29 protein-coding genes are annotated in these 22,750 nt (G+C 39.7%); 14 read left to right on the forward strand and 15 right to left on the reverse strand.

Annotated elements, in window-relative coordinates:
* The first annotated feature begins 2 nt into the window (after nucleotides 1-2).
* Both epsC and CYO89_RS10535 read left to right on the forward strand, forming a co-directional pair.
* On the forward strand, nucleotides 3-554 hold the full coding sequence (epsC, locus tag CYO89_RS03415) for a serine O-acetyltransferase EpsC (protein ID WP_009294053.1): 552 nt from the start codon (nucleotides 3-5) through the stop codon (nucleotides 552-554).
* A gap of 31 nt (nucleotides 555-585) precedes the next feature.
* A complete protein-coding gene (locus CYO89_RS10535; RefSeq protein ID WP_258032516.1) occupies nucleotides 586-1,377 on the forward strand; it encodes a hypothetical protein in 792 nt (263 codons plus the stop codon).
* 24 nt (nucleotides 1,378-1,401) lie between these two features.
* Here the strand turns inward: CYO89_RS10535 and CYO89_RS03425 are convergent, their stop codons facing one another.
* The gene (locus tag CYO89_RS03425) at nucleotides 1,402-1,704 is read right to left on the reverse strand and encodes a c-type cytochrome (RefSeq protein WP_087582377.1); all 303 of its coding nucleotides are present in this window, start codon (nucleotides 1,702-1,704) and stop codon (nucleotides 1,402-1,404) included.
* A gap of 92 nt (nucleotides 1,705-1,796) precedes the next feature.
* Here CYO89_RS03425 and gmhB point away from each other — a divergent pair, with 92 nt between their 5' ends.
* The 5 genes from gmhB to CYO89_RS03450 are packed head-to-tail and all read left to right on the forward strand — an operon-like array spanning nucleotide 1,797 to nucleotide 5,650.
* Nucleotides 1,797-2,312 (forward strand): D-glycero-beta-D-manno-heptose 1,7-bisphosphate 7-phosphatase, encoded by a 516-nt coding sequence (gene gmhB / locus CYO89_RS03430; protein ID WP_103597182.1) that lies wholly within the window; start codon nucleotides 1,797-1,799, stop codon nucleotides 2,310-2,312.
* Nucleotides 2,309-3,298 carry an ADP-glyceromanno-heptose 6-epimerase gene (rfaD, locus tag CYO89_RS03435; protein ID WP_103597137.1) on the forward strand — a complete coding sequence of 330 codons (990 nt, stop codon included), beginning with the start codon at nucleotides 2,309-2,311 and terminating at the stop codon, nucleotides 3,296-3,298. Before gmhB ends, rfaD begins: the two co-directional genes overlap by 4 nt.
* Nucleotides 3,291-4,709, forward strand: coding sequence for a D-glycero-beta-D-manno-heptose-7-phosphate kinase (gene rfaE1 / locus CYO89_RS03440; protein ID WP_103597138.1), 1,419 nt, complete (start codon nucleotides 3,291-3,293; stop codon nucleotides 4,707-4,709). Before rfaD ends, rfaE1 begins: the two co-directional genes overlap by 8 nt.
* Entirely contained in the window at nucleotides 4,684-5,253 is a 570-nt protein-coding gene (gene gmhA, locus CYO89_RS03445; RefSeq protein ID WP_103597139.1) for a D-sedoheptulose 7-phosphate isomerase, read from the forward strand. The genes rfaE1 and gmhA overlap by 26 nt, the downstream gene beginning before the upstream one ends.
* A 1-nt stretch (nucleotide 5,254) precedes the next feature.
* On the forward strand, nucleotides 5,255-5,650 hold the full coding sequence (locus CYO89_RS03450; protein ID WP_103597140.1) for an SseB family protein: 396 nt from the start codon (nucleotides 5,255-5,257) through the stop codon (nucleotides 5,648-5,650).
* Nucleotides 5,651-6,882: 1,232 nt separating this feature from the next.
* Here CYO89_RS03450 and tilS read toward each other — a convergent pair.
* Genes tilS through panC form a run of 3 tightly spaced genes read right to left on the reverse strand, consistent with a single transcriptional unit; the run spans nucleotide 6,883 to nucleotide 10,006 of the window.
* On the reverse strand, nucleotides 6,883-7,875 hold the full coding sequence (tilS, locus tag CYO89_RS03455; RefSeq protein ID WP_103597141.1) for a tRNA lysidine(34) synthetase TilS: 993 nt from the start codon (nucleotides 7,873-7,875) through the stop codon (nucleotides 6,883-6,885).
* Nucleotides 7,872-9,182 carry a 30S ribosomal protein S12 methylthiotransferase RimO gene (gene rimO / locus CYO89_RS03460; RefSeq protein WP_103597142.1) on the reverse strand — a complete coding sequence of 437 codons (1,311 nt, stop codon included), beginning with the start codon at nucleotides 9,180-9,182 and terminating at the stop codon, nucleotides 7,872-7,874. Before rimO ends, tilS begins: the two co-directional genes overlap by 4 nt.
* A 2-nt stretch (nucleotides 9,183-9,184) precedes the next feature.
* Entirely contained in the window at nucleotides 9,185-10,006 is an 822-nt protein-coding gene (gene panC, locus CYO89_RS03465) for a pantoate--beta-alanine ligase (RefSeq protein ID WP_103575799.1), read from the reverse strand.
* Nucleotides 10,007-10,126: 120 nt separating this feature from the next.
* Between panC and prfB the strand changes: the two genes are divergently transcribed.
* Entirely contained in the window at nucleotides 10,127-11,227 is a 1,101-nt protein-coding gene (gene prfB / locus CYO89_RS03470) for a peptide chain release factor 2 (protein ID WP_103597143.1), read from the forward strand.
* Between the two features lie 21 nt (nucleotides 11,228-11,248).
* Here prfB and CYO89_RS03475 read toward each other — a convergent pair whose 3' ends face one another.
* The gene (locus CYO89_RS03475) at nucleotides 11,249-11,800 is read right to left on the reverse strand and encodes a tetratricopeptide repeat protein (protein WP_103597144.1); all 552 of its coding nucleotides are present in this window, start codon (nucleotides 11,798-11,800) and stop codon (nucleotides 11,249-11,251) included.
* 77 nt (nucleotides 11,801-11,877) lie between these two features.
* Between CYO89_RS03475 and CYO89_RS03485 the strand changes: the two genes are divergently transcribed.
* The 4 genes from CYO89_RS03485 to CYO89_RS03500 are packed head-to-tail and all read left to right on the forward strand — an operon-like array spanning nucleotide 11,878 to nucleotide 14,838.
* A complete protein-coding gene (locus CYO89_RS03485; protein ID WP_002941809.1) occupies nucleotides 11,878-12,195 on the forward strand; it encodes a hypothetical protein in 318 nt (105 codons plus the stop codon).
* Nucleotides 12,192-13,532 (forward strand): dihydrolipoyl dehydrogenase family protein, encoded by a 1,341-nt coding sequence (locus CYO89_RS03490; protein ID WP_103597145.1) that lies wholly within the window; start codon nucleotides 12,192-12,194, stop codon nucleotides 13,530-13,532. Before CYO89_RS03485 ends, CYO89_RS03490 begins: the two co-directional genes overlap by 4 nt.
* A gap of 10 nt (nucleotides 13,533-13,542) precedes the next feature.
* Nucleotides 13,543-14,202 (forward strand): tetratricopeptide repeat protein, encoded by a 660-nt coding sequence (locus CYO89_RS03495; protein ID WP_087582363.1) that lies wholly within the window; start codon nucleotides 13,543-13,545, stop codon nucleotides 14,200-14,202.
* A gap of 12 nt (nucleotides 14,203-14,214) precedes the next feature.
* Complete coding sequence (locus CYO89_RS03500) at nucleotides 14,215-14,838, forward strand: tetratricopeptide repeat protein (protein ID WP_103597146.1); 624 nt, start codon at nucleotides 14,215-14,217, stop codon at nucleotides 14,836-14,838.
* 45 nt (nucleotides 14,839-14,883) lie between these two features.
* Here CYO89_RS03500 and CYO89_RS10325 read toward each other — a convergent pair whose 3' ends face one another.
* The 9 genes from CYO89_RS10325 to CYO89_RS03540 all read right to left on the reverse strand — a co-directional run bounded on the left by CYO89_RS10325 (nucleotide 14,884) and on the right by CYO89_RS03540 (nucleotide 20,229).
* Nucleotides 14,884-14,994, reverse strand: coding sequence for a helix-turn-helix domain-containing protein (locus CYO89_RS10325; RefSeq protein ID WP_181001878.1), 111 nt, complete (start codon nucleotides 14,992-14,994; stop codon nucleotides 14,884-14,886).
* Nucleotides 14,987-15,199 carry a hypothetical protein gene (locus CYO89_RS03505; protein ID WP_103597147.1) on the reverse strand — a complete coding sequence of 71 codons (213 nt, stop codon included), beginning with the start codon at nucleotides 15,197-15,199 and terminating at the stop codon, nucleotides 14,987-14,989. The genes CYO89_RS10325 and CYO89_RS03505 overlap by 8 nt, the downstream gene beginning before the upstream one ends.
* 178 nt (nucleotides 15,200-15,377) lie before the next feature.
* The gene (locus CYO89_RS03510; RefSeq protein WP_002942078.1) at nucleotides 15,378-15,914 is read right to left on the reverse strand and encodes a hypothetical protein; all 537 of its coding nucleotides are present in this window, start codon (nucleotides 15,912-15,914) and stop codon (nucleotides 15,378-15,380) included.
* On the reverse strand, nucleotides 15,907-16,428 hold the full coding sequence (locus CYO89_RS03515) for a membrane protein (protein ID WP_002941847.1): 522 nt from the start codon (nucleotides 16,426-16,428) through the stop codon (nucleotides 15,907-15,909). Before CYO89_RS03515 ends, CYO89_RS03510 begins: the two co-directional genes overlap by 8 nt.
* Nucleotides 16,425-17,429 (reverse strand): hypothetical protein, encoded by a 1,005-nt coding sequence (locus CYO89_RS03520; RefSeq protein ID WP_103597148.1) that lies wholly within the window; start codon nucleotides 17,427-17,429, stop codon nucleotides 16,425-16,427. The genes CYO89_RS03515 and CYO89_RS03520 overlap by 4 nt, the downstream gene beginning before the upstream one ends.
* 60 nt (nucleotides 17,430-17,489) lie before the next feature.
* Nucleotides 17,490-17,936, reverse strand: coding sequence for a hypothetical protein (locus tag CYO89_RS03525; protein ID WP_103597149.1), 447 nt, complete (start codon nucleotides 17,934-17,936; stop codon nucleotides 17,490-17,492).
* Nucleotides 17,926-18,705, reverse strand: a complete 780-nt coding sequence (locus tag CYO89_RS03530; RefSeq protein ID WP_103597150.1) for a lysophospholipid acyltransferase family protein — start codon at nucleotides 18,703-18,705, stop codon at nucleotides 17,926-17,928. Before CYO89_RS03530 ends, CYO89_RS03525 begins: the two co-directional genes overlap by 11 nt.
* Nucleotides 18,686-19,987: a tRNA (N6-isopentenyl adenosine(37)-C2)-methylthiotransferase MiaB gene (gene miaB / locus CYO89_RS03535; protein ID WP_103597151.1), complete on the reverse strand. Its 1,302-nt coding sequence runs from the start codon at nucleotides 19,985-19,987 to the stop codon at nucleotides 18,686-18,688. Before miaB ends, CYO89_RS03530 begins: the two co-directional genes overlap by 20 nt.
* The gene (locus CYO89_RS03540; protein WP_002941786.1) at nucleotides 19,987-20,229 is read right to left on the reverse strand and encodes an HP0268 family nuclease; all 243 of its coding nucleotides are present in this window, start codon (nucleotides 20,227-20,229) and stop codon (nucleotides 19,987-19,989) included. The genes miaB and CYO89_RS03540 overlap by 1 nt, the downstream gene beginning before the upstream one ends.
* Before the next feature lie 172 nt (nucleotides 20,230-20,401).
* Between CYO89_RS03540 and nusA the strand changes: the two genes are divergently transcribed.
* Both nusA and CYO89_RS03550 read left to right on the forward strand, forming a co-directional pair.
* Entirely contained in the window at nucleotides 20,402-21,505 is a 1,104-nt protein-coding gene (nusA, locus tag CYO89_RS03545) for a transcription termination factor NusA (RefSeq protein ID WP_012139939.1), read from the forward strand.
* Nucleotides 21,505-21,984 carry a GNAT family N-acetyltransferase gene (locus CYO89_RS03550; RefSeq protein ID WP_103597152.1) on the forward strand — a complete coding sequence of 160 codons (480 nt, stop codon included), beginning with the start codon at nucleotides 21,505-21,507 and terminating at the stop codon, nucleotides 21,982-21,984. Before nusA ends, CYO89_RS03550 begins: the two co-directional genes overlap by 1 nt.
* A 67-nt stretch (nucleotides 21,985-22,051) precedes the next feature.
* Here CYO89_RS03550 and CYO89_RS03555 read toward each other — a convergent pair whose 3' ends face one another.
* The gene (locus tag CYO89_RS03555; protein ID WP_103597153.1) at nucleotides 22,052-22,654 is read right to left on the reverse strand and encodes an outer membrane beta-barrel protein; all 603 of its coding nucleotides are present in this window, start codon (nucleotides 22,652-22,654) and stop codon (nucleotides 22,052-22,054) included.
* Nucleotides 22,655-22,750 lie beyond the last annotated feature (96 nt).

Below are 22,750 nucleotides of genomic sequence, written 5' to 3' on the forward strand. Positions count from 1 at the left end.
ATATGTGGGAGAGTCTAAAAGAGCTAGTTCAAACCGTCCGTGAAAAAGACCCATCGGTGCATAGTTGTTGCTTTTTGGCGATACTTATAAACACTCCTGGCATCCATGCGGTTTTGTTTCATAAAATTTCTCATTTTTTATATGAGAAAAAGTGGTTTTTTCTAGCTAGACTCATCTCGCAAATAGCAAGATTTCTAACAGGCATCGAGATCCACCCGGGAGCGAAGATCGGTAGGAGATTTTTCATAGATCACGGCATGGGCGTGGTTATCGGCGAGACGGCTGAGGTCGGTGATGATGTGATGATGTATCATCAAGTGACACTTGGCGGCACTGGCAAAGAGTGTGGCAAGCGCCATCCAACCATTAAAAATGGCGTGACTATCGCCGCTGGCTCAAAGATACTTGGTGCCATAACGATTGGTGAAAATGCTAAGATCGGCGCAAACTCAGTCGTGCTAAAAAACGTCCCAGCAAATGCAACCGTAGTTGGCATACCAGCAAGAGTTGTCAGGGTAAATGGGACAAAATTTGAGCCAGAATTTATCATTTAAAATTTAAATTTACTCCCACTACACCATAAAAATGCAAATTTTTGATACGGCAAATTTACTATCCATAATGTTGCCAGCGTTTTTTAGCTTTGCGCTACCTATTATAATATTTGTCATTTTAGTAAATTTGATAACAAAATTTATCAGGCGAAAGCTGCACCAAAAATCTTATGTAAAATTTAACCAAAGAAATATAGCTGATACATTTAGCGCAAAAGAGATAGCGAAGAAATTTGGCAAAAATGCAAAAGATGTAAATGAGGTTTTGTTAAATTTAGGCCTCATAAAAAAATGTGAAAACGGCTACAACGTGACAGATGTTGGCAGATACTATGGAGGCATGCAAAACTACTACATGAGCAAAGCAAGCGTTAGGTGGGACGAGAGGCTACTTTGTAATGAAAATTTCATAAACGAGATCGTAAAAGTTGGCGAAAAATCTAGAAAAAAAGAGCAAAAAGAAGACTTTAGAGAGAAATTTAAGGCTGAATACCGAACAAATGACGGTCACTATGTAAGAAGTAGGGCTGAGCTAGTTATAGCAAACTGGCTTTTTGCTGAGGGCATAGCTTACGCTTATGAAAAAAGAGTACCAATAAAAGAAGATGTCTATTGTGATTTTTACATACCAAAAGGTAAGATTTATATAGAATTTTGGGGATATGAAGATGATGAGGCATATCTAAAAAGAAAAGAGCAAAAGATAGAGCTTTATAAAAAATACAATTTAAATTTAATAGAGATAGATAACGATAAGATCGGTAATTTAGACGATCATTTGCCAAAAGAGCTTTTGAAATTTGGTGTGAGTTTAAATTTGTAGAAAAAGGGGCGAGCGCCCCTATGATTATTTTAGTGTTTGGATGTATTCTGCAACTGCTTTGATGTCGTCGTCGCTCATTGGAGTAGCGATAGGTTTCATCATAGCACCAAGACCAAATTTATTTGCTCCTGTTTTGTAGCCTTTTAGAGCTGCTTCGATAGCTGCTGCATCAAGTGATGTTAAAGCTGGAACTTTGTTATTGAAAACTTTTTCAGCTTTAGCGCCATGACAGGCAACGCATTTTTTATAGATAGTAGCGCCATCTGCAGCGAAAGCAGCAGTTGAAAGTAGTGCTGCAACACTTGAAACGATTAGTAGTTTTTTCATTTGTCATCCTTTTTAAAAAACGTGCCGGCATTATAATACAAAAATGTAAATTTGCAAGGGGCGGGTTAAAATATTTTGGCTATAATCACCAAATGATAAAAGAAACAGCCAACAAAGCACTTTTTTTAGACCGAGATGGCGTCATAAATGAAGACGCTGGATACGTTTGCGAGATCAAAGACTTTAAATTTATTGATGGCATTTTTGATGCGTTAAGAGAATTTGCTAAGGCTGGCTACAAGCTCTTTGTCGTGACAAATCAATCAGGCATCGGCAGGGGCTACTACACACAGGAGCAGTTTGACGCTCTAAATAAATTTATGCTAGAAAGCTTTAAAAAAGAGCAAATTTTTATCACCAAAGTCTATTTTTGTCCGCACTCTCCAGAGCAAAAATGCACCTGCAGAAAACCAAATCCAAAAATGATACTTGATGCTTGCAAAGAGTTTGACATAGACCTTGAAAACTCGCTAATGATAGGCGATAAGCCAAGCGACATCGAGGCTGGCAAAAGGGCTGGTGTGGGCAAAAATTTCTTGCTTGATGGCATAAATTTTAAAGATGTAAGAGATGTTTTAAATAAGCTAAAAAAGGAAAAATCACTATGAATTTAAACGGAAAAAAAATAGTTATAACTGGCGGTGCTGGCTTTATCGGCTCAGCTTTGGCGCACTATTTTGATGAAAATTATAAAGATGCTCACGTGCTTGTCGTAGATAAATTTAGAAACGACGAGACATTTAGCAACGGCAACCTAAAAAGCTTTGGACATTTTAAAAATTTACTTGGTTTTAAGGGTGAAATTTACGCTGGCGATATCAACGATGAGAGCACGCTTGAGAAGATAAAAAGTTTTCGCCCAGACGTCATCTACCACGAGGCAGCGATCTCAGATACGACCGTAAAAGAGCAAGACGAGCTAATAAAAACAAATGTAAATGCCTTTGTAAATTTGCTTGATATCTGCGAGAGTTTTGGCGCAAAGATGATCTACGCTAGCTCAGGGGCGACTTATGGCAACGCAAAGAGCCCACAAACAGTTGGCGAGTGCGAAGCACCAAATAACGTTTATGGCTTTAGCAAGCTAAGCATGGATAATATCAATAAAATTTACACAAAGCGCGGTGTGAGCGTGGTTGGACTGAGGTATTTTAACGTCTTTGGCAAGGGCGAGTTTTTCAAAAATAAAACTGCCTCGATGGTGCTTCAGTTTGGACTTCAAATTTTAGCTGGCAAGACCCCTAGACTCTTTGAGGGCAGCGACCAGATCAAACGCGACTTTGTCTATATAAAAGATATCATTGAGGCAAATATAAAAGCGCTTGACGCACCAAGTGGCGTCTATAACGCAGCTACTGGCAAGGCTAGAAGCTTTCAAGATATCGCTGACATCTTGCAACGCGAGATCGGCGTAAATTTAGGCAACGAATATATCAAAAACCCATTTTTAGGCTCTTATCAGTTTCACACAGAGGCCGACGTAGCCCCAGCTCGAGAGGCATTTGGCTTTAGTGCGACTTGGAGCCTAGAAGAGGCGATCAAAGACTACTTACCAGAGATAAAGAGAATTTATAAGGAAGAGCTAAATGGCTAAGAGAGTTAAAATTTTAGTCGTCGGTGATCTCATGCTAGATCACTACATCTGGGGTAGTTGTGAGCGCATCTCGCCTGAAGCCCCAGTGCAGGTTGTTAAGATAAATAACGAAACCTACACGCTTGGTGGCGCTGGTAATGTGGTGAGAAATTTACTCTCTCTTGGCGCAAATGTGAGCGTGGCTAGCGTTTTAGGAGATGATGAGGCTGGCAAAAAGATAAAAGAGAAGCTTGCCGAGCTAAATGTAAAAGATGAGCTGATCCTCACTGAAAAAGGGCGTGAAAGCTCTATAAAAAGCCGTATCATGGCATCTCATCAGCAAGTTGTCAGGATTGATAAAGAGAGCGTTGTCAAGATAAATTTAGAAGATGAGCTTGTCTTAAAAGTCAAAGAAAACCTTGCAAATTTTAAGGCTGTCTTGCTAAGCGACTACGGCAAAGGCGTGCTTAGCGAAAAGGTCTGCCAAGAGATCATAAATGAGTGCGTGAGGCTAAATATCCCAGTGCTCATAGACCCAAAAGGCAGCGACTACTCAAAATACAAAAACGCAACCCTTCTAACGCCAAATAAAAAAGAGGCGAGCGAGGCTACAAATTTAAAGATAAAAGACAAGGCCGAGCTTGAAAAGGCGATAAAACAGCTAAAAGACGAGTTAAATTTGACCTATTCGATCATCACGATCTCAGAAGAGGGCATCGCGCTTTATGACGACAAGCTACACATCTTTGCTGCTAAGGCAAAAGAGGTCTTTGACGTCACTGGCGCTGGAGATACGGTGCTTGCCACACTTGGCTACATGCTAGCAACTGGGGCTGATATAAAAGAGGCAATAAAGATAGCAAACCTCGCAGCAGCCGTCGTCGTGGCTAAGATCGGCAGCGCAACTGCTAGTTTTAGCGAGATCGAGCAGCTGTTAAATAGCTCATTTGGGGCAAATTTTGAGCATAAACTTAAAAGCGTCGAGGAGTTAGAAGAAATTTTGAGTCAAAAGGGCAAGAAAAAGGTCGTTTTCACAAATGGCTGCTTTGATATCTTGCACGCTGGGCACGTAAAATACCTAGCGCGCGCAAGGGAGCTTGGCGATCTTTTGGTCGTTGGGCTAAACTCGGACGCTTCAGTTAAGCGGCTAAAAGGCGATGAGCGTCCTATAAATTCGCAAAATGATAGAGCCTGCGTGCTAAGCGGGCTTGGATTTGTCGATTATGTCGTGATATTTGATGAGGATACGCCTTTAAATTTGATCACCAAAATAAAGCCAGACGTGCTTGTAAAAGGGGCTGATTACAAGGGCAAAGAAGTCGTTGGCAGCGAGATCGTAAAAGAGGTCAGGCTGATTGACTTTGTCGAGGGCAAAAGCACAACAGGGATAATAAAAAGGATAAAAGATGCTAAAAATGATGATAAAAAATGAGCTTGAGGCTCACCAAAAGACCTTTAGTGAGCATGTAAATTTGCTGGGTAACTTGGAGCGTGCTTGTCAGATGGTAGCTGATACGCTAAAAAATGGCAAAAAGGTACTGATATGCGGTAACGGCGGCTCTGCGGCGGACGCACAGCACTTTGCAGCCGAGCTAACTGGCAGATATAAAAGCGAGCGCCAGCCACTACCAGGTATCGCGCTAACCACCGATACTTCGGCTCTTACGGCCATTGGCAACGACTACGGTTTTGACTATGTTTTTTCACGCCAGTTTGAGGCTTTAGCGCAGGAGGGCGACTTGCTCGTGGCTATCTCAACAAGCGGCAACAGCAAAAATGTCCTTGAGGCGATAAAAAGTGCCAAGAAAATGGGCGCATCAGTGCTTGGACTTAGCGGCAAAGGCGGTGGTGCTATGAATGAAGGATGTGATCTAAATTTAGTCGTTAGCTCAAGCGATACAGCAAGAATTCAAGAGTCGCACATCTTTTTTATACACACGATCTGTCAGGCCGTAGATGAGGCTTTTAGGGGCTAAAATGCAAGAAGCGATGGATAAATTTTTAAGTGATCCTAGCCAGCAAAATGAGATAAATTTGATATCGGCTTTGAAAAAAGCCACATTTTTTGCTCCAGTGCTTTTAAATCAAGCGCTTGCAAAGCCTGATGGTGGCGTAGTTTATGAGGAGGAGGGCTCAAATATCAAATTTATCCTGCTTGAAGATGAGGGCGAAAAGCTTAGCTATTTTCCGGCATTTACAAGCAAAGAGGCGATGAAGCTTTGGCGAAACGACAGCGAGCAAGAGAGCATTGAGATAGGTCTAAAAGAGTATCTTGCGATGCTAAAAGAGAGCAGTTACGCTGGCGTCGTGGTCAATGCTTTTAGCTATGACTTTGTGCTAAAAAGAGAGCTGATAGAAAAAATCCTCGCCTAGTGCGTAATAAAATTTTACGCATTATTTTATGCAAATGGCTGTGATGAGATAGAATTAAACCGCTGGTCTGTTTAAATTTGTTTTATGGGTTGGCTTTTTGTTATGTTCGACGCTTTTTTTATAAATTTGACTTTTTGGACGCGTTTATTAAATTTGATATCACAGATCGGTTGAGGCTAAATTTTGCATGAGAGTTTAAATTTAATGAACCACAAAATTTATTAATTTTTAAATGCTTATTGACTGAAAATTTCAAATTTATATTTTAGCACTCTAGTGATGCGCAAATTTAGTTTTTGCTAGAGATCACATAAACTAAGACTAAATTTTGCAACTGAGCTTAAATTTAATGAGCTGCAAAATCCATTATTTAGTTTATACAATTTAGTTTCATATGTAAGATTTACGTTTTATCACTTTCTTTAATAGCTTGCAAGCAATATGAATATTGTTAAGCCGAATTTCTATATGCGATTTTAAAGCCGCAAGACTGCTGTGATTTTTAAATTTAAGGCTGAAAATTTGTAGTTGGCTGGTAACAAAGATTTGATATATAAAATTTAGAGTTTTTTGCTTGAGAAATTTACATCGCAGATGAGTTTTTTGTTGTGGTGCGCGGTTGCAATTTAAAACAGCTGTGAAATTAAATTTATTCGATGATGCTTTAAATTTGGTTCTTGATAGATTAAATTTGACTTTTAGCATAGAAAATTTGCAGGTTTAGTGCCACTTTTGCCAAGGTTGAAGCGGGTATTTGCTTGAGAGCTTGAGTAAATTTGCTGCTTAAGGCTTTAAAATTTACTTTTTAGATCAAATTTGTAGCTAAATTTAAGCCCAAAAATAGTTGTAATAAACTAAAAATAAATAAATTTACCGATAGAAATTTTAAATTTTGCAGACTTAACGCTCTAGTGTGATGATCGTAAGGGTAAAATTTGGTGCTAGAAACTTTAAATTTGCTCTTTTGTGGGTCAAATTTGTTGTCTTTATGCTCTAAATTTAAACTCAAAAGCAGTTTGTGTTAGAGAAAAATAGCCAAAATCAAATTCGCAGTTTTTTGGTGCTTTAGTTTAATGGTTGGAGCAAAATTTAGTTTTAAATTTGATCTTTGTAGATTAAATTCGCAGATAGAAATTTAAATTTTTGCAGGCTTGTTAAGATTGTTGTAGAAAATTTGGTGATAAAAAGTTTAAATTAACCTTTAGTAGATCAAATTTAGAGCCTAAAATACTCTATTTGCTAAAAAATTTAGAAAGATTTTCTATCTGAGTGCCCTTTGCAAATAAATAGCCTCTATTTATCGCTGGGAGCTTTAAAATTCTAGCTTTTTCTTTAAATATTTTTGGCATTACGGCTTTGCAAAATGGCGTCACTAGGATGTATTCATTAGCGTAACCAACAGCGATCTTGCCACTTAGCACCACGCTTGTTTGCTTTGCTAAGTTTGCGCTTAGCTCATCTTTTTGAGCCTTGCTTAAGAGCACATTTAGCTCTTTTGCTGCCATATCGACGCCTCGAACTACGTTGCTATCATTTTTTATAATGAAAATTTCATCATCCATTTTTGTGATATTTGGCAGCAAATTTTGCCTATCAGCCTCCAAAAACTCAAAACTTTTTTTTACGCCGCTAAAATATTCGTCCAAAAACGGCTCGCTAAAATTTAGTCTCACAAAGCTTCTTTTAAGCTTGCCATCTAAATTTGTCTCATCGACAAAATAGCGCAATCCTCGCTCGTCAAGGTAGTTTTGAAGCTCTTTTTTGCGTAAATTTAAAAGCGGTCTAACCAGCCAAAAGCGCTCTCTCTTCTCAAGCTCGCTCATACCAAAGAGCTCTTTTAGCCCAGCTCCCTTGCCAAGCTGCATCAAAAACCACTCAAATTTATCGTCAAATTGATGTGCTAAGATCAAATTCTCATAGCCAAATTTTTGGCAAATTTCACCAAAAAACTCATACCTCGCCTCGCGTGCATTTTTTTCAAAATTTGACTTACCTAAATTTACGCTTTTTATGTAGATTGTTTTGCCAAATTTACTGGCAAGCTCTTTGGCGCTTTTAACTTCAAATTTGCTCTGCTCTCTGGCGTTGTGATCGACTATGGCTAGATCAAATTTTATCCCAGTCTCGTGTAGAATATAAAAAAGTGCAGTGCTATCGATACCGTGCGAGAAGGCAAGCAGGTTTGCGCCTGATCTTAGCCTATCAAGCACATTTTGGCTTATCATTTTGCTTTTTTGATGATAGTAGCGACTAGTTTTTGATCGACCACGTCGCTGACCTCGCAAAGGTAGAGCGAGCCGATCTCAAGCTCTTTTACGTCGCTTTCATTGATCAAAATTTCGCCGTCTATATCTTTGTCCCAGATATCTTTTTTGGCAGCGTAAAACATCTCGCCCTCGCTGCTAACGCCCTCAAGCGATGCATAAATTTGCTTGCCAAGCTCTTTTTGCAAGCTTTCATTTATCGCTTTTTTGGTGATCTTTTCTATCTTGCTTAGCCTTTTTGAGATGATCTTAGCTGGGATTTGCTCCATTTCAAAAGAGGCTGTGTCTTCTTCTTTTGAGTAGGCAAAGGCGGAAATTCTATCAAATTTAAACTCTTCTAAAAACTCGCAAAGCTCCTCAAAATCCTCCTCGCTCTCGCCTGGATGTCCTACGATGACACCAGTTCGCAAGAACGAATTTTTAGCATTTCTCATCAAATTTAAAAGCTCTTTTATCTTTTTAGCGCCACTTCCACGCTTCATTATCTTTAGCATATTTTCGCTGATGTGCTGGATAGGCATGTCAAAGTAGTTGTGAAAGATAGGCGAAGCGATGATACGCTCTATTAGCTCCTTGCTGGTCGTACTTGGGTAGAGATAAAGTATCCTAGCACTCCTTACGCCCTCTATCTTTTCTATCTCGTCTATTAAATTTATTAGTCCGTTGCTAATGCCGTGATCACGCATGTATGAGCTTGAGTCTTGGGATAAAAAGCTAAAGTCGTAGTAGCCTTTTTTGACTAGATTTTTGACCTCATTTGTGATATTTTCAAGCGAGCGTGATTTTAGTTTGCCCTTAAATGTCGGTATCGCGCAAAAGCTGCATTTTTGGTTGCAGCCCTCTGAAATTTTGATGTAGGCATGGTAGTTTGAGCCAGTTATCACACGCTCTTCGTTTGCTTGCAGATAAGTTTGCGGGCTAAATAAATTTTGCTTTTTTAAGATGATCTCATCGATCTTGTCATAATCAGCCACGCCGGTAAAGAGATCAACCTCTGGTAGCTCTTTTATGAGCTCATCTTTGTAGCGCTGCATAAGACAGCCAGTCACTACCAGCAAAGAGCCATTTTTGCGAGCTTCGTGCATCTCAAGTATGGTTTGGATGCTCTCTTCTTTGGCGGATTTGATAAAGCCGCAGGTATTTACTATGATGACGTCGGCGTCGCTGATATCGTCCGTGATATCGTAGTTTTGCAAGCGTCCTAGCATGATCTCTGAATCAACTAAATTTTTATTACAACCAAGCGAGATAAGATGAAGTTTTGGCATTTTTAGATCCAGATGTTGTCTATTAGCCTAGTTTTGCCAACATAGGCGGCTACTAAGATGATGGTGTTGCCTTTTTCTACCTTTGAAATTTCATTTAAATTTCTATCTGTAACCGCGACGTAATCAACTTTTAGTGGCTCTAAAACTTCAAGCATATTTGCCTTGATCTCGCTTGCATCTTCTTCGCCGTTTTGGATCAAATTTAGCGCTTTATTTAGCGACCTTGAAAGCCTTAGCGCGTTGCACTTATCTTCGTCGCAGATATAGACGTTTCTGCTTGAAAGTGCTAGACCGTCTGGCTCTCTAACGATATCGCAAGCCACTAGCTCGATGTTTAAGAAAAATGTCTTTATCATATTTTGCACGATGATTAGTTGTTGCGTATCTTTTTTGCCCATATAGACGCTATTTGCACGAGTTAGGCGAAATAGCTTGTTTAGCACTCTTAAGACGCCATCAAAGTGTCCAGGTCTAGTTTTGCCCTCTAAAATGGCTGAAAGCTTCTTTGGAGCGACGATGAGCGGCTCATCTTCAAAGTAAAGCTCATTTGCGTCTGGGATAAAGATAGCGCTAACGCCGTTTTGCTCGCAAATTTGGATATCGCTTTGCTCTTTTCTTGGGTATTTGTCCAGATCTTCACCTGGTAGAAATTGAGTTGGATTTACAAACGTTGAGACGATGCTTGTCTCGTTTTGGCTCACACATTTTTTTATAAGGCTAACGTGTCCGTCGTGAAGTGCGCCCATTGTCGGCACAAAACCGATCTTGCCGCTTGCATTTTGGACAAAATTTTCAAGCTCTTTTATAGTTCTTATGATCTGCATATTTGACTCTTTTTATCTAAATTTTAACTTGGCATTGTAACAAAAAAGGATTAAAAGGGCGTAAATTTAAAAATGTAAGCAACTTTTGGCTAAAATCGGCAAAAATTTATGGAGAAAAACTTGGATAGTTACGAATACAACGAGCTTTTAAAGAAGCTACAAACAAAAGTTGAAAACATAGGCTCTATCGTAAAGCCTGACGAGATAAAGGCTAGGCTAAAAGAGATCGAGGCGACCGAGCAAGACCCTGACTTTTGGCAAGATATCGCTAAAGCTGGGGCACTAAATAAAGAAAAGACAAAAATTTCAAACATGCTTGCTAAATTTAGTGACGCTAACCAAGCAGTTAGCGACGCAAAGGAGCTCTTTGAGCTAGCAAATTCTGAAAATGACGAGGAGACTATAAATTCTTTATTTGAAGATGCTAAAAATTTAGATGAAAAGATAGTAAATTTAGAAATTTCTATGCTTTTAAGTGGCGAAGATGACGGCAAAAACGCGATCGTATCGATCCACCCAGGAGCTGGCGGCACTGAGAGCAACGACTGGGCGAGCATGCTTTATAGGATGTATCTTAGATTTTGCGAGCGTGAGGGCTTTAAGGTTGAGACTCTGGACTTTCAAGAGGGCGAAGAGGCGGGGCTAAAGGATGTGAGCTTTATCGTAAAAGGTGAAAACGCTTATGGTTACTTCAAGGCAGAAAATGGCATCCACAGGCTCGTTCGCACAAGCCCATTTGATAGCGCAGGACGCCGTCACACAAGCTTTTCTAGTGTCATGGTGAGCCCCGAAGTAGATGATGATATCGAGATCGAGATCGAAGAAAAAGATCTAAAGATAGACACCTATAGAGCCAGTGGCGCAGGCGGTCAGCACGTAAATAAAACTGAATCAGCCATCCGCATCACGCACGTGCCAACTGGCATCGTCGTGCAGTGTCAAAATGACCGCAGTCAGCACAAAAACAGAGCCACAGCGATGAAAATGCTAAAGTCGCGCCTTTACGAGCTTGAGCTGATGAAGCAGCAAGAGGCGAGCAACAGCGTAGAAAAGAGCGAGATCGGCTGGGGACATCAGATAAGATCATACGTGCTTTTTCCGTATCAGCAAGTAAAGGACAACCGCAGTGGCGAGGCATACTCGCAAACTGATGCGATACTTGATGGGGATATCAAAAAGATGATAGAGGGTGTTTTGATCGCTCAAAAGGCTGAGGCGTAGTAAATTTTAAAGAGATGAGAGCTAAAATTTCATCTCTTTTAGCTTTGCGCAAGCCTCTTTTTTGCCGTGATAGCAAGCCTCGTCAAGATAAATTCTCGCTTTTTTATAGTCATTTTTGCCAAGATATATAAGCCCTAGATCATAGCTAGCCTCGCTTGAGCCAAGGCTTGTGGCTTTTTCATAAAAATATATCGCTTTTTCTAAATTTTTATTGACCCCAAGGCCGTATTCGTAGATATATCCAGCGCTTCTTAGTCCATCTATGTTGCCGTAACTACCAGCTGTTTCAAACCAAAAAAGTGCCCTTAAGATATCCTTGCTAAAGCCTTTGCCGTCACGAAAACAAACGCCAGTTTGCTGCATGGCTAGGACATTGCCATCTTTTGCGTAGTCGTAAAATCTCTTGCAAGCTTTTGGGTAGTTGCCCTCGTTATATAGATAGATGGCGTCTGCTATCTGCTCGACTTCAGGATCAAGTGGTGGCTCGCTAAGACCTAAATTTTGCGAAATTTGATCTGCCGAACAGCCCCAAAATAGCAAAATGCTAAATAGAAAAATGATAAATTTTTTCATATTTGTCCTTGAAAATTTAGGCGATTTTATCGAATTTTATCTTATAATGATCGCAAATTTAAGCAAAAAGGAACGATATGGATCATAACGCACTTTTGACACAGCTTGGCTACAACATAGATGAAACGACCACTGAGCATATGCGTAGAATTTTAAACAACACTGACGGCCTTTTGCCAAAGAGTGTGATCGAGCTAAACGATCATCTAAAGCCACACCTTTGCTTTGTAGCGATGAGCGGGAGTGAGGATAGGCTAAAGATAAAAAACGTTGCAACCGTCAAAGAGATAAAAGAGCGTGTTGATGAGATCATCAAAAGCTGGGCAAATAAATACAAAATGGATATCAAAAAGATAAACGAAACTACATACTACATAATGGGAAAAATTAAATGAAATATGACATTGTTATTATTGGATTTGGTAAGGCTGGCAAGACGCTAGCTGTAAAGGCTGCTGCGCTTGGCAAAAAGGTCGCGCTAATCGAGAGATCGCCAAAGATGTATGGAGGCACTTGCATAAACGTGGGCTGCATACCGACAAAACGTCTAATCACAGCTGCAAAAGAGGCGATATATGCAGATAATAGCGTTGAAAACGAGTATTACACGCTTAGCATCGAAAATAAAAATAAGCTAATCTCAGCTTTAAATTCTAAAAACTATGCGATGCTAAATGATAAAGAAAATATCGACGTGATCGATGGCGTTGGCTCGTTTAAAGATAAAAATAGCGTCCTAGTTACAACCTCAAGTGGCGAGCAAAAAGTCGTTGAGGGCGAGTTTATCATCATAAACACTGGCTCAAAAGAGGCGTATGCGCCATTTGAGATAACAAACTCAAACGTTTTTTCAAGTAAAACCTTGCTCGATCTAAAAACTATGCCAAAGCATCTTGTCATCGTTGGCAGTGGATTTATCGGTATCGAGTTTGCATCGATGTTTGCAAATTTTGGCTCAAAAGTGACCATCGTCGGACGCTCACCACTTCTAAAAAACGAAGATGAAGATATAGCTAAGAGTGTAAAAGATGCGCTAAGCGTGCAGGGTGTCGAAATTTTAGAGGGCTGCGAGATAGAGAGCCTAAAAGATAATGCACTAAATTTCAAACAAGATAATGAAGATAGGCTCATCAAGGCTGACGCGTTTTTAGTAGCGCTTGGCAGAGTGGCAAATTTAGATGATCTAAATTTAAAAGAAGCTGGTGTTGAGCTAAATGAAAAAGGCTTTATAAAGACAAATGAGCGCCTTCAAACAAATGTATCAAACATCTACGCAGTGGGCGACGTGCGCGGCGGAGAGCTTTTTACCTACACTAGCTTGGATGATTTTAGGATAGTTTTCTCGCAAATTTTTGGCGATAAAAAGCGCACCACACAAAACAGAAGCATCCATGCAAATGTGCTATTTACCGACACACCGCTAGCAAGAGTTGGCATGAGTGCAAAAGAGGCTAGCAAGCTTGGGCTAAATTTCAAAGAGCTAAAGCTTAGCATGGCAGCAGTGCCAGGAGCAAAGGTGCTAAATCACGATGTGGGCATGCTAAAAGCGATCGTTGAAGCTAGTAGTGGCGAGATTTTGGGGGCTAGCTTTCACTGCATCTACGCAAATGAGATCATAAATGAGATCGCGATCGCTATAAATTTAAAAGCAGGTGCAAATTTCTTTAAAAACCAAATTTTCACTCACCCAAGCATCAGCGAAGCCCTAAATGACTTGTTTGGACAATATTAAAAGGACAAAAATGAAAAAATATCTACTACTTTTAACTGCTCTATTTTTCACAGGCTGCTTAAACGTGATCGGTATCGGGGATACACCAAAGCAAGATGACTCATGGCAGCAGCCAAAGGACGAAAAGGTGGTGCAAAACAAAGAGCAAATTTCAAAAAATGCGATTGATCTTTTAACACCAAAGTGCGAGAGCGGCGATGCTGAAGCTTGCAACGATTTGGGTGTAAATTTTGAGCTTATGAAAGAGTATGACAATGCCTACGCAAACTACAAAAAGGCTTGCGATGCGAAGGTGCAGCTTGCTTGCTCAAATCTTGGCACGCTCTATGAAAACGGCCTTGGCGTGAAAAAAGATCCAAAAAAAGCGGTCGAAATTTACAAAGATAGCTGCAATAGTGGCGGTGTGCAAGCTTGCTATCATCTAGGCAACGCCTACCGCAAGGGCGAGATCGTAAAACAAGACTACTACCTAGCGATGGAGGCCTACACAAACGCTTGCAATGCTGGAGATCTCCCAAGCTGCGCAAATATCGGCGCAATGTATGAGCTAGGCCTTGGTATGAACAAGGACGAAAAGAGAGCTTATGGAATTTACAAAGTCGCTTGCTTTCGTGGTCTAAACAAGGCGTGCCCGCAGATGAAAAGACTAGGCGCAAAGCTTGGCATGTAAGCAGGAAAATAAGTGAAAAAAGTTTTAAATTTTGGGCTTATCGTAGCTGCTAGCTTTATGCTAAGTGGCTGCTGGTCGTGGCAAAAGATGGTGAGCTTTGGCTTTTGGCAAAGTGATGAGGAGGCTAGGGCGGAGCGTCTTGAGCTTGAAAAAGAGAAGATGGTGCAAAACTGCGAGAACGGAAATAGCATCGACTGCAACAACCTAGCCGTAAATTTTAGCAACGAAAAGGACTTTGTAAAGGCAAAAGGCTACTATGAAAAGGCTTGCAACGCTGGGCTTGCGACGGCTTGCTCAAATTTAGGTCAAATTTATGAGCAGGGGCTAGTTGATGAGCAAAAAGATATCGAAAAGGCTCTAAAGCTTTATAAACTAGCTTGCGATAGTGGCGACGGCGTTGGCTGCTACAACGAGGCAATGGGGCTAAAGTCCTACATCGAAAGCGAAAATTTAAAAACTCATAAGATAGATAGAACCAAGGCCGAGGCTAGGGTGCTAAAGCTTTTGGCAAAGAGCTGCGAGCTTGAGTATGCTCAGTCATGCTTCTTGCTTGCAAAGCTAAGCGGCGATGAAACAAAGGCGGACGCACTTTATAAAAGAGCCTGCCAACTTGGCAAATGTGTGGATAAAAAATAAGATTTTGTGTAGCTTAAATTTATAAAAGCTACACAAAATTTAAATTTAGTTTGATCTGCTAAGTCTATATCCCACGCCTGAGATGTTTTTGATGAGGTCGGCGTCAGTTTTTGCCCTTATTTTTTTGATAGTCATTCTAAGTGCTTCGTTACTCATCGATTTTTTCGCTCCAGACATAGTTTTCTATCACTTCGTAACTCACCACTTTTTCTATATTACTCACGAGCAAAAAGAAGAGTTTTGCCTCATTTTTTGGCATCTGCACCTCTTCGCCATTTTTAAAAAGCTGCTTGCTCTTCATATCGTATTCGTAAATTTCTTTAAATTCGATCCTGCTTTCAAAAAGATCTTTTGCCGCCATTATGATCGTGGTTTGAAGTTCTTTACATAGTTTTATAATCTCGCTTTGTGTGCCAGCATCTGCGTGTAAGAGCTTGTTTGACCTCTTGTAGCAGAGATGGCTCTAGCTTTTATATCCAAGTATTTGCTAAGAAGCGGTGCAGTTTTAAATTTGATGCGAAGAAATTTATTAAATTTGGTTACTTCAACCCAAAAACTTTTATGTTAAAGGTTGTGTGGATCTTGTCGTTTTCGCCCTTCATGACGATAGGAAATTCGGCTTTTATGATGCTGTCGTAGCTGCTAAGTGCATCTAAAAAGTCATAAAATTTTTGTGGGGTTTTAAGTGAGCTAGTGACATTTAGGCGGTATCTAAAAAACTTCTCAGTTGCGTTATTTTCGCCTTCTTCTATCTTGCTAAGGCTCACTTCGCTAAAAAATTGCGATGCGAAATTTATAAATTTATCCTTATCAAAAGCTGTATCATAAGCCAAGATGATAGCGCCATCTTTTTGTCTTGTCGCCTCAAGTGCTTTAAATTTAGCTTCAAATTCATTTTTTACCTTGGTGTATGATGAGGTTTGCGAGTAGTTTTGTCTTGAGAGGCTTTTAAATTCTTTTATATTTGGCACGATAAAGCCAAATATCATAATGAAGCAAACTATGATAAAAGCAAATATAAAAAGTAAAAGCTTTACTGGGTCGATTTTTTCTAAGCTCGTATCTTTTTTACTCATTATATCCCTCAGAATTATCAATCTTATTTGTGCTTATAAAGCCGTACCAGCCGTTTTTGCTCTGATAAAAGCTAGTGTTTGACGTGGTGAAAATCGACCTTAGTGGCGATGCCAAAAGCTGGTTAAAGACATCTTTTGTTGGCGTTATGCCGCGGATGATGAGTGAGTTTTTGTCCATAAAGACCTCTTCAAGCGTGATGCTATCAGGCACAAGGTCAAAAAGGTTGTGCAAGCTTTGCTTTAGGATAGAATTTGACGTAAAGATGTCGTTTGCCGAGTCTATCTGCACGGCAAGTTTGGCTGAAATTTCATCCGTGGTAACTATCTTTTGGCTAAGCTCTTTTTGCTCGTTTGCTAGAAATTCTATATTTTTTTTGGTTGAGTAGTTTTTATAAACGATGAAGAAATTTGCCACCAAAAGCACCACAAAGACAAAGCCAATGAGGCTTAGCCAGAGCTTACTAAAGATAGAAAGAAGCGGTCTTGGTTCTGGGGTGATAAAGCTAAATTTCATAGTGTTATCTCTTCTTGCATGATCTCATTCATGATGTGATTTGTGTTGATCGGATAGCTTGATGTCTCCACAAATAGCTCAGATTGTAGGTATTGTAAAAAGGTTGCGCTTGTTTTTGTGTTTTCAAAAACGATGATCTGCTCGATAAAATCGCCGCCGTAGATCGGATTTTCATAAAATTCTTTCATGGCCTTTGCGATGTAGTCAAACATCTTCATATCGCGCCCAAAGATCGCTACTGACTTCTCGACATTGGTCGAAGTTGGCATGTTTAGCTCATAGTTTAGATCTTCAAATTCTTTTGGTTTATCATCGCTTAAAAAATCATCCAAACTCTTAAAATCATCAAGCGCCGTTGCACCATCTTCTTCTTTGACAATGAGGTTGTCGATGTCTGTTATATCCTCTTCTTTTAGGCTTTCGATCTCTTCGTTGCCCTCTTCAGCATCGCTCATATTTAAAAACGTCGAGAGCTTCATCTGCTTGTCTTTAAATATCGCAAGTGCAAAAGAGTGCGAGTGGATGTAGAGATATAGTGTGGTTTTTGGCGAAATTCCACGCTTTAAAAGCTCGTGAAAGAGCAGGGCGATAGGCGAGTAGATAAGATCGACACTACCTTGCCCAAAGAGGTTTTTATATCTTCTTATAGCATTTAAATTTGCATATATGCTCCAGCTATCTTGCATCACAAGGCTGGTTAAATTTTGCGTGTTGATGTTAAATTTTTTATACTCGTCAAAGTTAGCAGTAGGCAGCGCACCTTGTGAGTCGTCGTTAAAAAAGAGCGAAATATAGACGCCAAAATAGGCCTTCTCTTGCTCTTCTATGTATTTTATGACCTTTTCATCGACATTTTCGATGCTTATGTCTGTAAATTTAGCATTTATGGTTTTTATAAGCTTGCCATTTCTAAAGACCTGACCGTAAAAAACGCACTCATTGCCCTCGATCACGGCGCTTAAGAAAAGGTTTGAAAAAAGCTTTTTGATGCTAAAAGACATAACTCTCCTAAATTTAGTGCATTATTTTTGGTATGTTAGCTAAAAAGGGATTAAATAAGTTTAAAACAGCTCGTTTTTTAGTTTTGCAAACGCCTCTTTCATCTTCAGAGCTTCGCTTTTTAGCTCATCATCAAGCAGTGCAGAATTTCTTAAGCTTTCAAAATCCTCTATCATCACATCACACATCATTTTGATGCGCTCATTATCAGCCTTACTGACGCCATTTTGGCTCATTTTTTTGATGCGTTCAAGATACTCTTTGCCATTTTTTATGTATGAGTTAAATTTCATAGCTGCCTTGCTTTGATTAAGCGTGGTGGCGGCCATTTTGTTGTAGGCGTCAAGATCAAGGGCTTTTTGGCTTAAATTTATAGCCTTTTCATACTCTTTGCTCTCGTAGTAAAATTTCGCTTCAAGAGCGAGCTTGTAGGAGTTGTCGCTGTAAAAAAAGAGCCCAAACAAAGCTATTATAAAAATGGCTATAAAGATAGAAATTTTATTTTTCATAAATTTCGTCCAAAATTTCTCTTATCTCGTCGCTTATTTGCGGATTTTTATGCGCATATTTTTTCCACCAAATTTTTAAATTTGACCTAAAGTCCTCTTTATTTTGTAGCACGCTCTTGCCGCCGTCATTTTGTGAGGCCTGCCAAAGCTCGTTTTGTATCTTCTCTTTTGCCTCTTTTTGCTCTAAATTTGCCACGCTAAAAGGTGCTGAGAGACTAAAATTTATAGTTGAAAATGGCTTTGGAAGTATCATCTTATCCCAGCTTTTAAACTCCCAAAACGAGTTTGCTTCGAAATTTAGAGCATAAATTTCGCAAGATGATTTTTGTGCGATCACCGCAGCTCCGTCTGCGACGCTGTGTCTTGGTCCGCGTGGGCCATCTGGTGTGATGATGACGTCGTGGCCTTGCTTTATCTCTCTTAGAGCTTCTATAAGCGCCCTTGCACCGCCTTTTGAGCTGCTACCTCTAATGGTGCCGATGCCAAAAAATTTGATTATTCTGGTGATGAGCTCGCCATCTTTGTGGTCGCTTATTATCACCTTGCCTTGTTTTCTGTTTTGACTGCTCCACCAGCGTCTGTAGGCAAAGCTCATAAAGCTAAGTCTGCCGTGCCAAAAGACGACGACGCAGCCATTTTGTGGCAATAAATTTGGAGTGTAGTTCTTCTTGCAAGTTAGAAAAATGAGCCACATTAAAATGTAGATGAAAAAGACGCCAACATTTAGAGCGACCTTTTCAAGGGTGTTTTTAAATTTGCAGCTCGCCATACAAAATCATTCGCTTTGGGTTTGTGATCTTTACTTTTTGCGTAGTGCCAAGAAGCTCTTCGCTGCCATCAACTTGAACTAAAAAGTTGTTAAAACTTCGCCCAGCAACGCCGCCATTTGCTCTTAGTTCTTCAAAATAGACATCAAAAATTTTATCTTTTTGCGCCGCCACGATCTCGTCTAAAATTTCGCTGTGGCGATTTTGCAGGCGAGTTAGCCTTTCTGAAGCGGTTTTATCGTCTATTTGATTTGTAAAAGTAGCTGCCTTTGTAAGCGGACGAGGTGAATACTTAAAGCTAAAAATTTGTTCAAATCTAACTTGCTCAAGCACGTCCATCGTATCTTCAAATTCGCTTTCGCTCTCGCCTGGAAATGCGACGATGATATCAGTTGAGATGCTCACGTCTGGACACATCTTTCTAAGTCTTAGCGCGCGGTCTAAAAACCACTCTTTTGTGTATCCGCGCTTCATCTCGCGCAAAACTTTGGTGTTTCCGCTTTGAAGTGGCATGTGCATAGACTTGCAAATTTTTGGGTTATTAGTGAAAATTTCAAGAAATTTATCATCCATGTGAAGTGGATGTGGGCTTGTAAATCTTATCCTCTCAACGCCCTCTATCTCACTTATCTTCACTAGCAGATCGCTAAAATCGATATTTTCTTGCACGCCTGAAAATCTTTTTCCGTAGTTATTGACATTTTGCCCTAGTAAAAATATCTCTTTTGCACCGCTTTTTGCCGCCTTTTCTACCTCTTTTAGGATGAGGCTTGAAGGGATAGAAATTTCATCACCTCTGGTGTGTGGGACGATGCAGTAGGTGCATTTTTTATCGCAACCGATCGAGATGTTGATGTGGCTTTTGTATGGTGAGCCTCTAAATTCGCCAAATGCATATTCGCTCTCGTCGTGGTTGATATCGGTTGAGATAAATTTAGGCGTATTTACAGCCTTTGTGATCTTGCTAACATTTCTTGCACCAAGGACAAAATCAACATAAGGTGCGCGCCTAAAAATTTCACTACCCAAATGGCTTGCAGTGCAGCCACAAACGCCTATTTTTGCCCCTCTTTTTTTGGCTTTTTCAAAGGCTCCAACCTCGCTAAAGAGCTTATGAACTGGCTTTTCACGAACCGAGCAGGTATTTATAAGGATTAAATCAGCTTCTTCGATGTTTTGTGTTAAGGAGTAGTCTTCTTTTTGTGAGAGCTCGGCTATGATATGCTCGCTGTCACGAACATTCATAGCACAACCTAGAGTTTGGATAAAGAGTTTTTTACTCATTAAAGTATATGCACTTCATACATATAATCGCTATCATCAAGCCCGTATTTTACGGTTCTGTGATAGACGCTTAGCCCTTTTTCTTCAAAGTGCTCGACTAAGGCGATTAGTTGTTTGTGCGTGTTTTCTTTATCAAAATAGAAAATTTTCTGACCCTCTTTTTCGACAGCCGCCTCTATCTTTTCTAGTGAAATCGTTTTTGGTTTTGCGTCTAATTCGGCTCTTGCAAGTTTTAGCTCCATTTTTAATCCTTTCAAAATCTTAAATTTTAATCGGTCAATATACCCAAATCATCATAAAAAAAGGATTAAATAAAAGTTAATAACAAGCTTAAAGTTATTAAAAGTATGGCTTATGTATAATTTCAAAACTTCACGAAAAATCCCCGAAATTTATCGTCACAATGGAGAAAAAATGGAAAGAATTTCAGACATTATAGAGTCAATTGCAAATGAGAAAAATTTAGAGATAGAAGATGTAAAAGAACGCGTCATAAGAGCCTTGATAAACACTGCAAAAAGGGTTTATGGCGAAAATTATGAGTATGACGTGAGCATCGATGCTAATAAAAATTTAAAGCTTTATCAAAAAATTTCAATCGTAGCAAACGACGATGAGAGGCTTGCTGAAGACAATGAACACTTTTTAAGCTTAAAAGAGGCTAAAAAGATAGATAGTGGCGTAGAGATCGGCGATGAACTCACTTACGAACTAAGCCTTGATAACCTTGGTAGAACCGCAGCTCAAACGCTTCATAAAGAGCTTGAGTATCACATCCAGCGCTTAGTTGAAGAGAAAATTTTACAAAAATATAATGAGATGAGCGGTCACATGGTCTTTGGACCAGTTGTTAGGGTAGATAACGATGAAAACACATTTATCGAGATAGACGAGCTTCGTGCTATCTTGCCACGTAAAAACCGCATAAAAGGCGAGAAATTTAAAGTAGGCGACGTGGTAAAAGCGGTCATTAGAAAAGTTTTTACAGATAAAAATTTAGGCATAAAGGTCGAGCTTTCAAGAACTTCGCCTAAATTTCTTGAAGCGCTGCTAACTTCAGAGGTGCCTGAGATAAAAGATGGCGGTATCATCATCCAAGGAAGTGCGAGAATCCCTGGCGAAAGGGCTAAAGTAGCACTCATCTCAACCACTCCAAACATCGATCCAGTCGGCGCAACTGTTGGCACAAAGGGCGTTAGGATAAATGCCGTAAGCAAAGAGCTTCACGGTGAGAGCATCGATGCGATCGAATACACCACTGAGCCAGCGATCTTGGTAGCTCGCGCTATGGCACCTGCGATCATTACATCTGTAAAGATCGAAGAAAACAAGGCGATCGTGACACTTGCGAGCGAGCAAAAGAGCAAAGCTATCGGCAAAAATGGCATAAATATCCGCCTTGCAAGCATGCTAACTGGCTATGAGATCGAGCTAAACGAGCTTGGCTCAAAAACTAGCAGCAGTGGTGAAAATGGCGAAATGGTCAAGGATCTAAAAGCACTCTTTGGTGATAACTAATGAAATTTCAAATAAGAAAAGCGACTAGAGGCGATATAGACGTGATCTGCGAGCTTGTAAGAGAGCTTGCGAGCTATGAAAAGATGAGTGATCAAGTCACTTTTACAAATGAAATTTTTGCAGACTCCATCTTTAATAAAAATCACGCAAAAGCCCTTATCTGCGAAAGCGAGGGCAGGGCTATTGGCTATGCTATCTACTTTTACACATTTTCTACATTTTTAGGGCTTGGCGGGATGTACCTTGAGGACATCTACGTCAAAAAAGAGTTTAGAAATCAAGGCATCGGCAAGGCATTTTTTAAATTTCTAGCTCAAATTTGCAAGGATGAAAATTTAAAAAGGCTTGAGTGGTGCTGCCTAAACTGGAATGAGCCAAGTATCAAATTTTATGAAAGTATGGGCGCTAATAATCAATCTCTTGAGTGGAGAACCTACCGCTTAGACGGCGAAAATTTAGAAAATTTATTAAATTTATAGCTTATTTTAAAAGCATGATAGTTGGCTAAAAGCTCAAATTTGCTTTGAAATTTGAGCTTGCGAATTATTAAAATTTATATGTATATCCCATATAAAGACCGAGGTTTGTCTCTTTGGTATCAATCATATCAAATTTGCTGATCTTGCCGTAGTCAGTTCTATCAGCTTTTAAACCAAATTCAACTGCATTGTTTTCATTTATAGAGTATTCGGCACCAACTCTTGCACCTAGTATCCAGCCGTTTGTGCTAGCACTTTCCATCGGATTTTCAGCATCGCCACCCCTTAGCTTAAGCTTTGAAAAACCAGTGTAGCCACCAAGAACTAGTTTAAGATCTTTTGCTACGCTTGGAGTGTAGTCAGCTCCAACTATAAATTTATGAGTTTTCCACTCAGCTACGCTTTTATCTTCGTCATTTGCTGTTTTCTTAACTTTAAAATCATATATGTAAGCACCATAAACTCTAGCCACATCAAAGTCATAACCAGCTTTTATACCAAGACCTGGTTGAGCTTTTTTAAATTTGATCTTTGAGCCGTCATCGCCTTTTACAGTAAGCTTTGATCCAAAAGAGTAGTCTCCTTCAACTCCTACAAAGGCTCCTTGCGCTAAAGCAGCGGCACTAGCTAGGCTTAAACCTAAAGCAACTTTTAAAACTACTTTTTTCATTTTTACTCTTTATTTAAAAAATGTTACGTGGCTATTTTAAATTTTCTTATATTAAATAAAGTTTAAATATTCAATGAAAATAATAAAAAACATAAA

The sequence above is a fragment of the Campylobacter concisus genome, from assembly GCF_002913765.1.
GTDB classification, from domain to species: Bacteria; Campylobacterota; Campylobacteria; order Campylobacterales; family Campylobacteraceae; genus Campylobacter_A; species Campylobacter_A concisus_BB.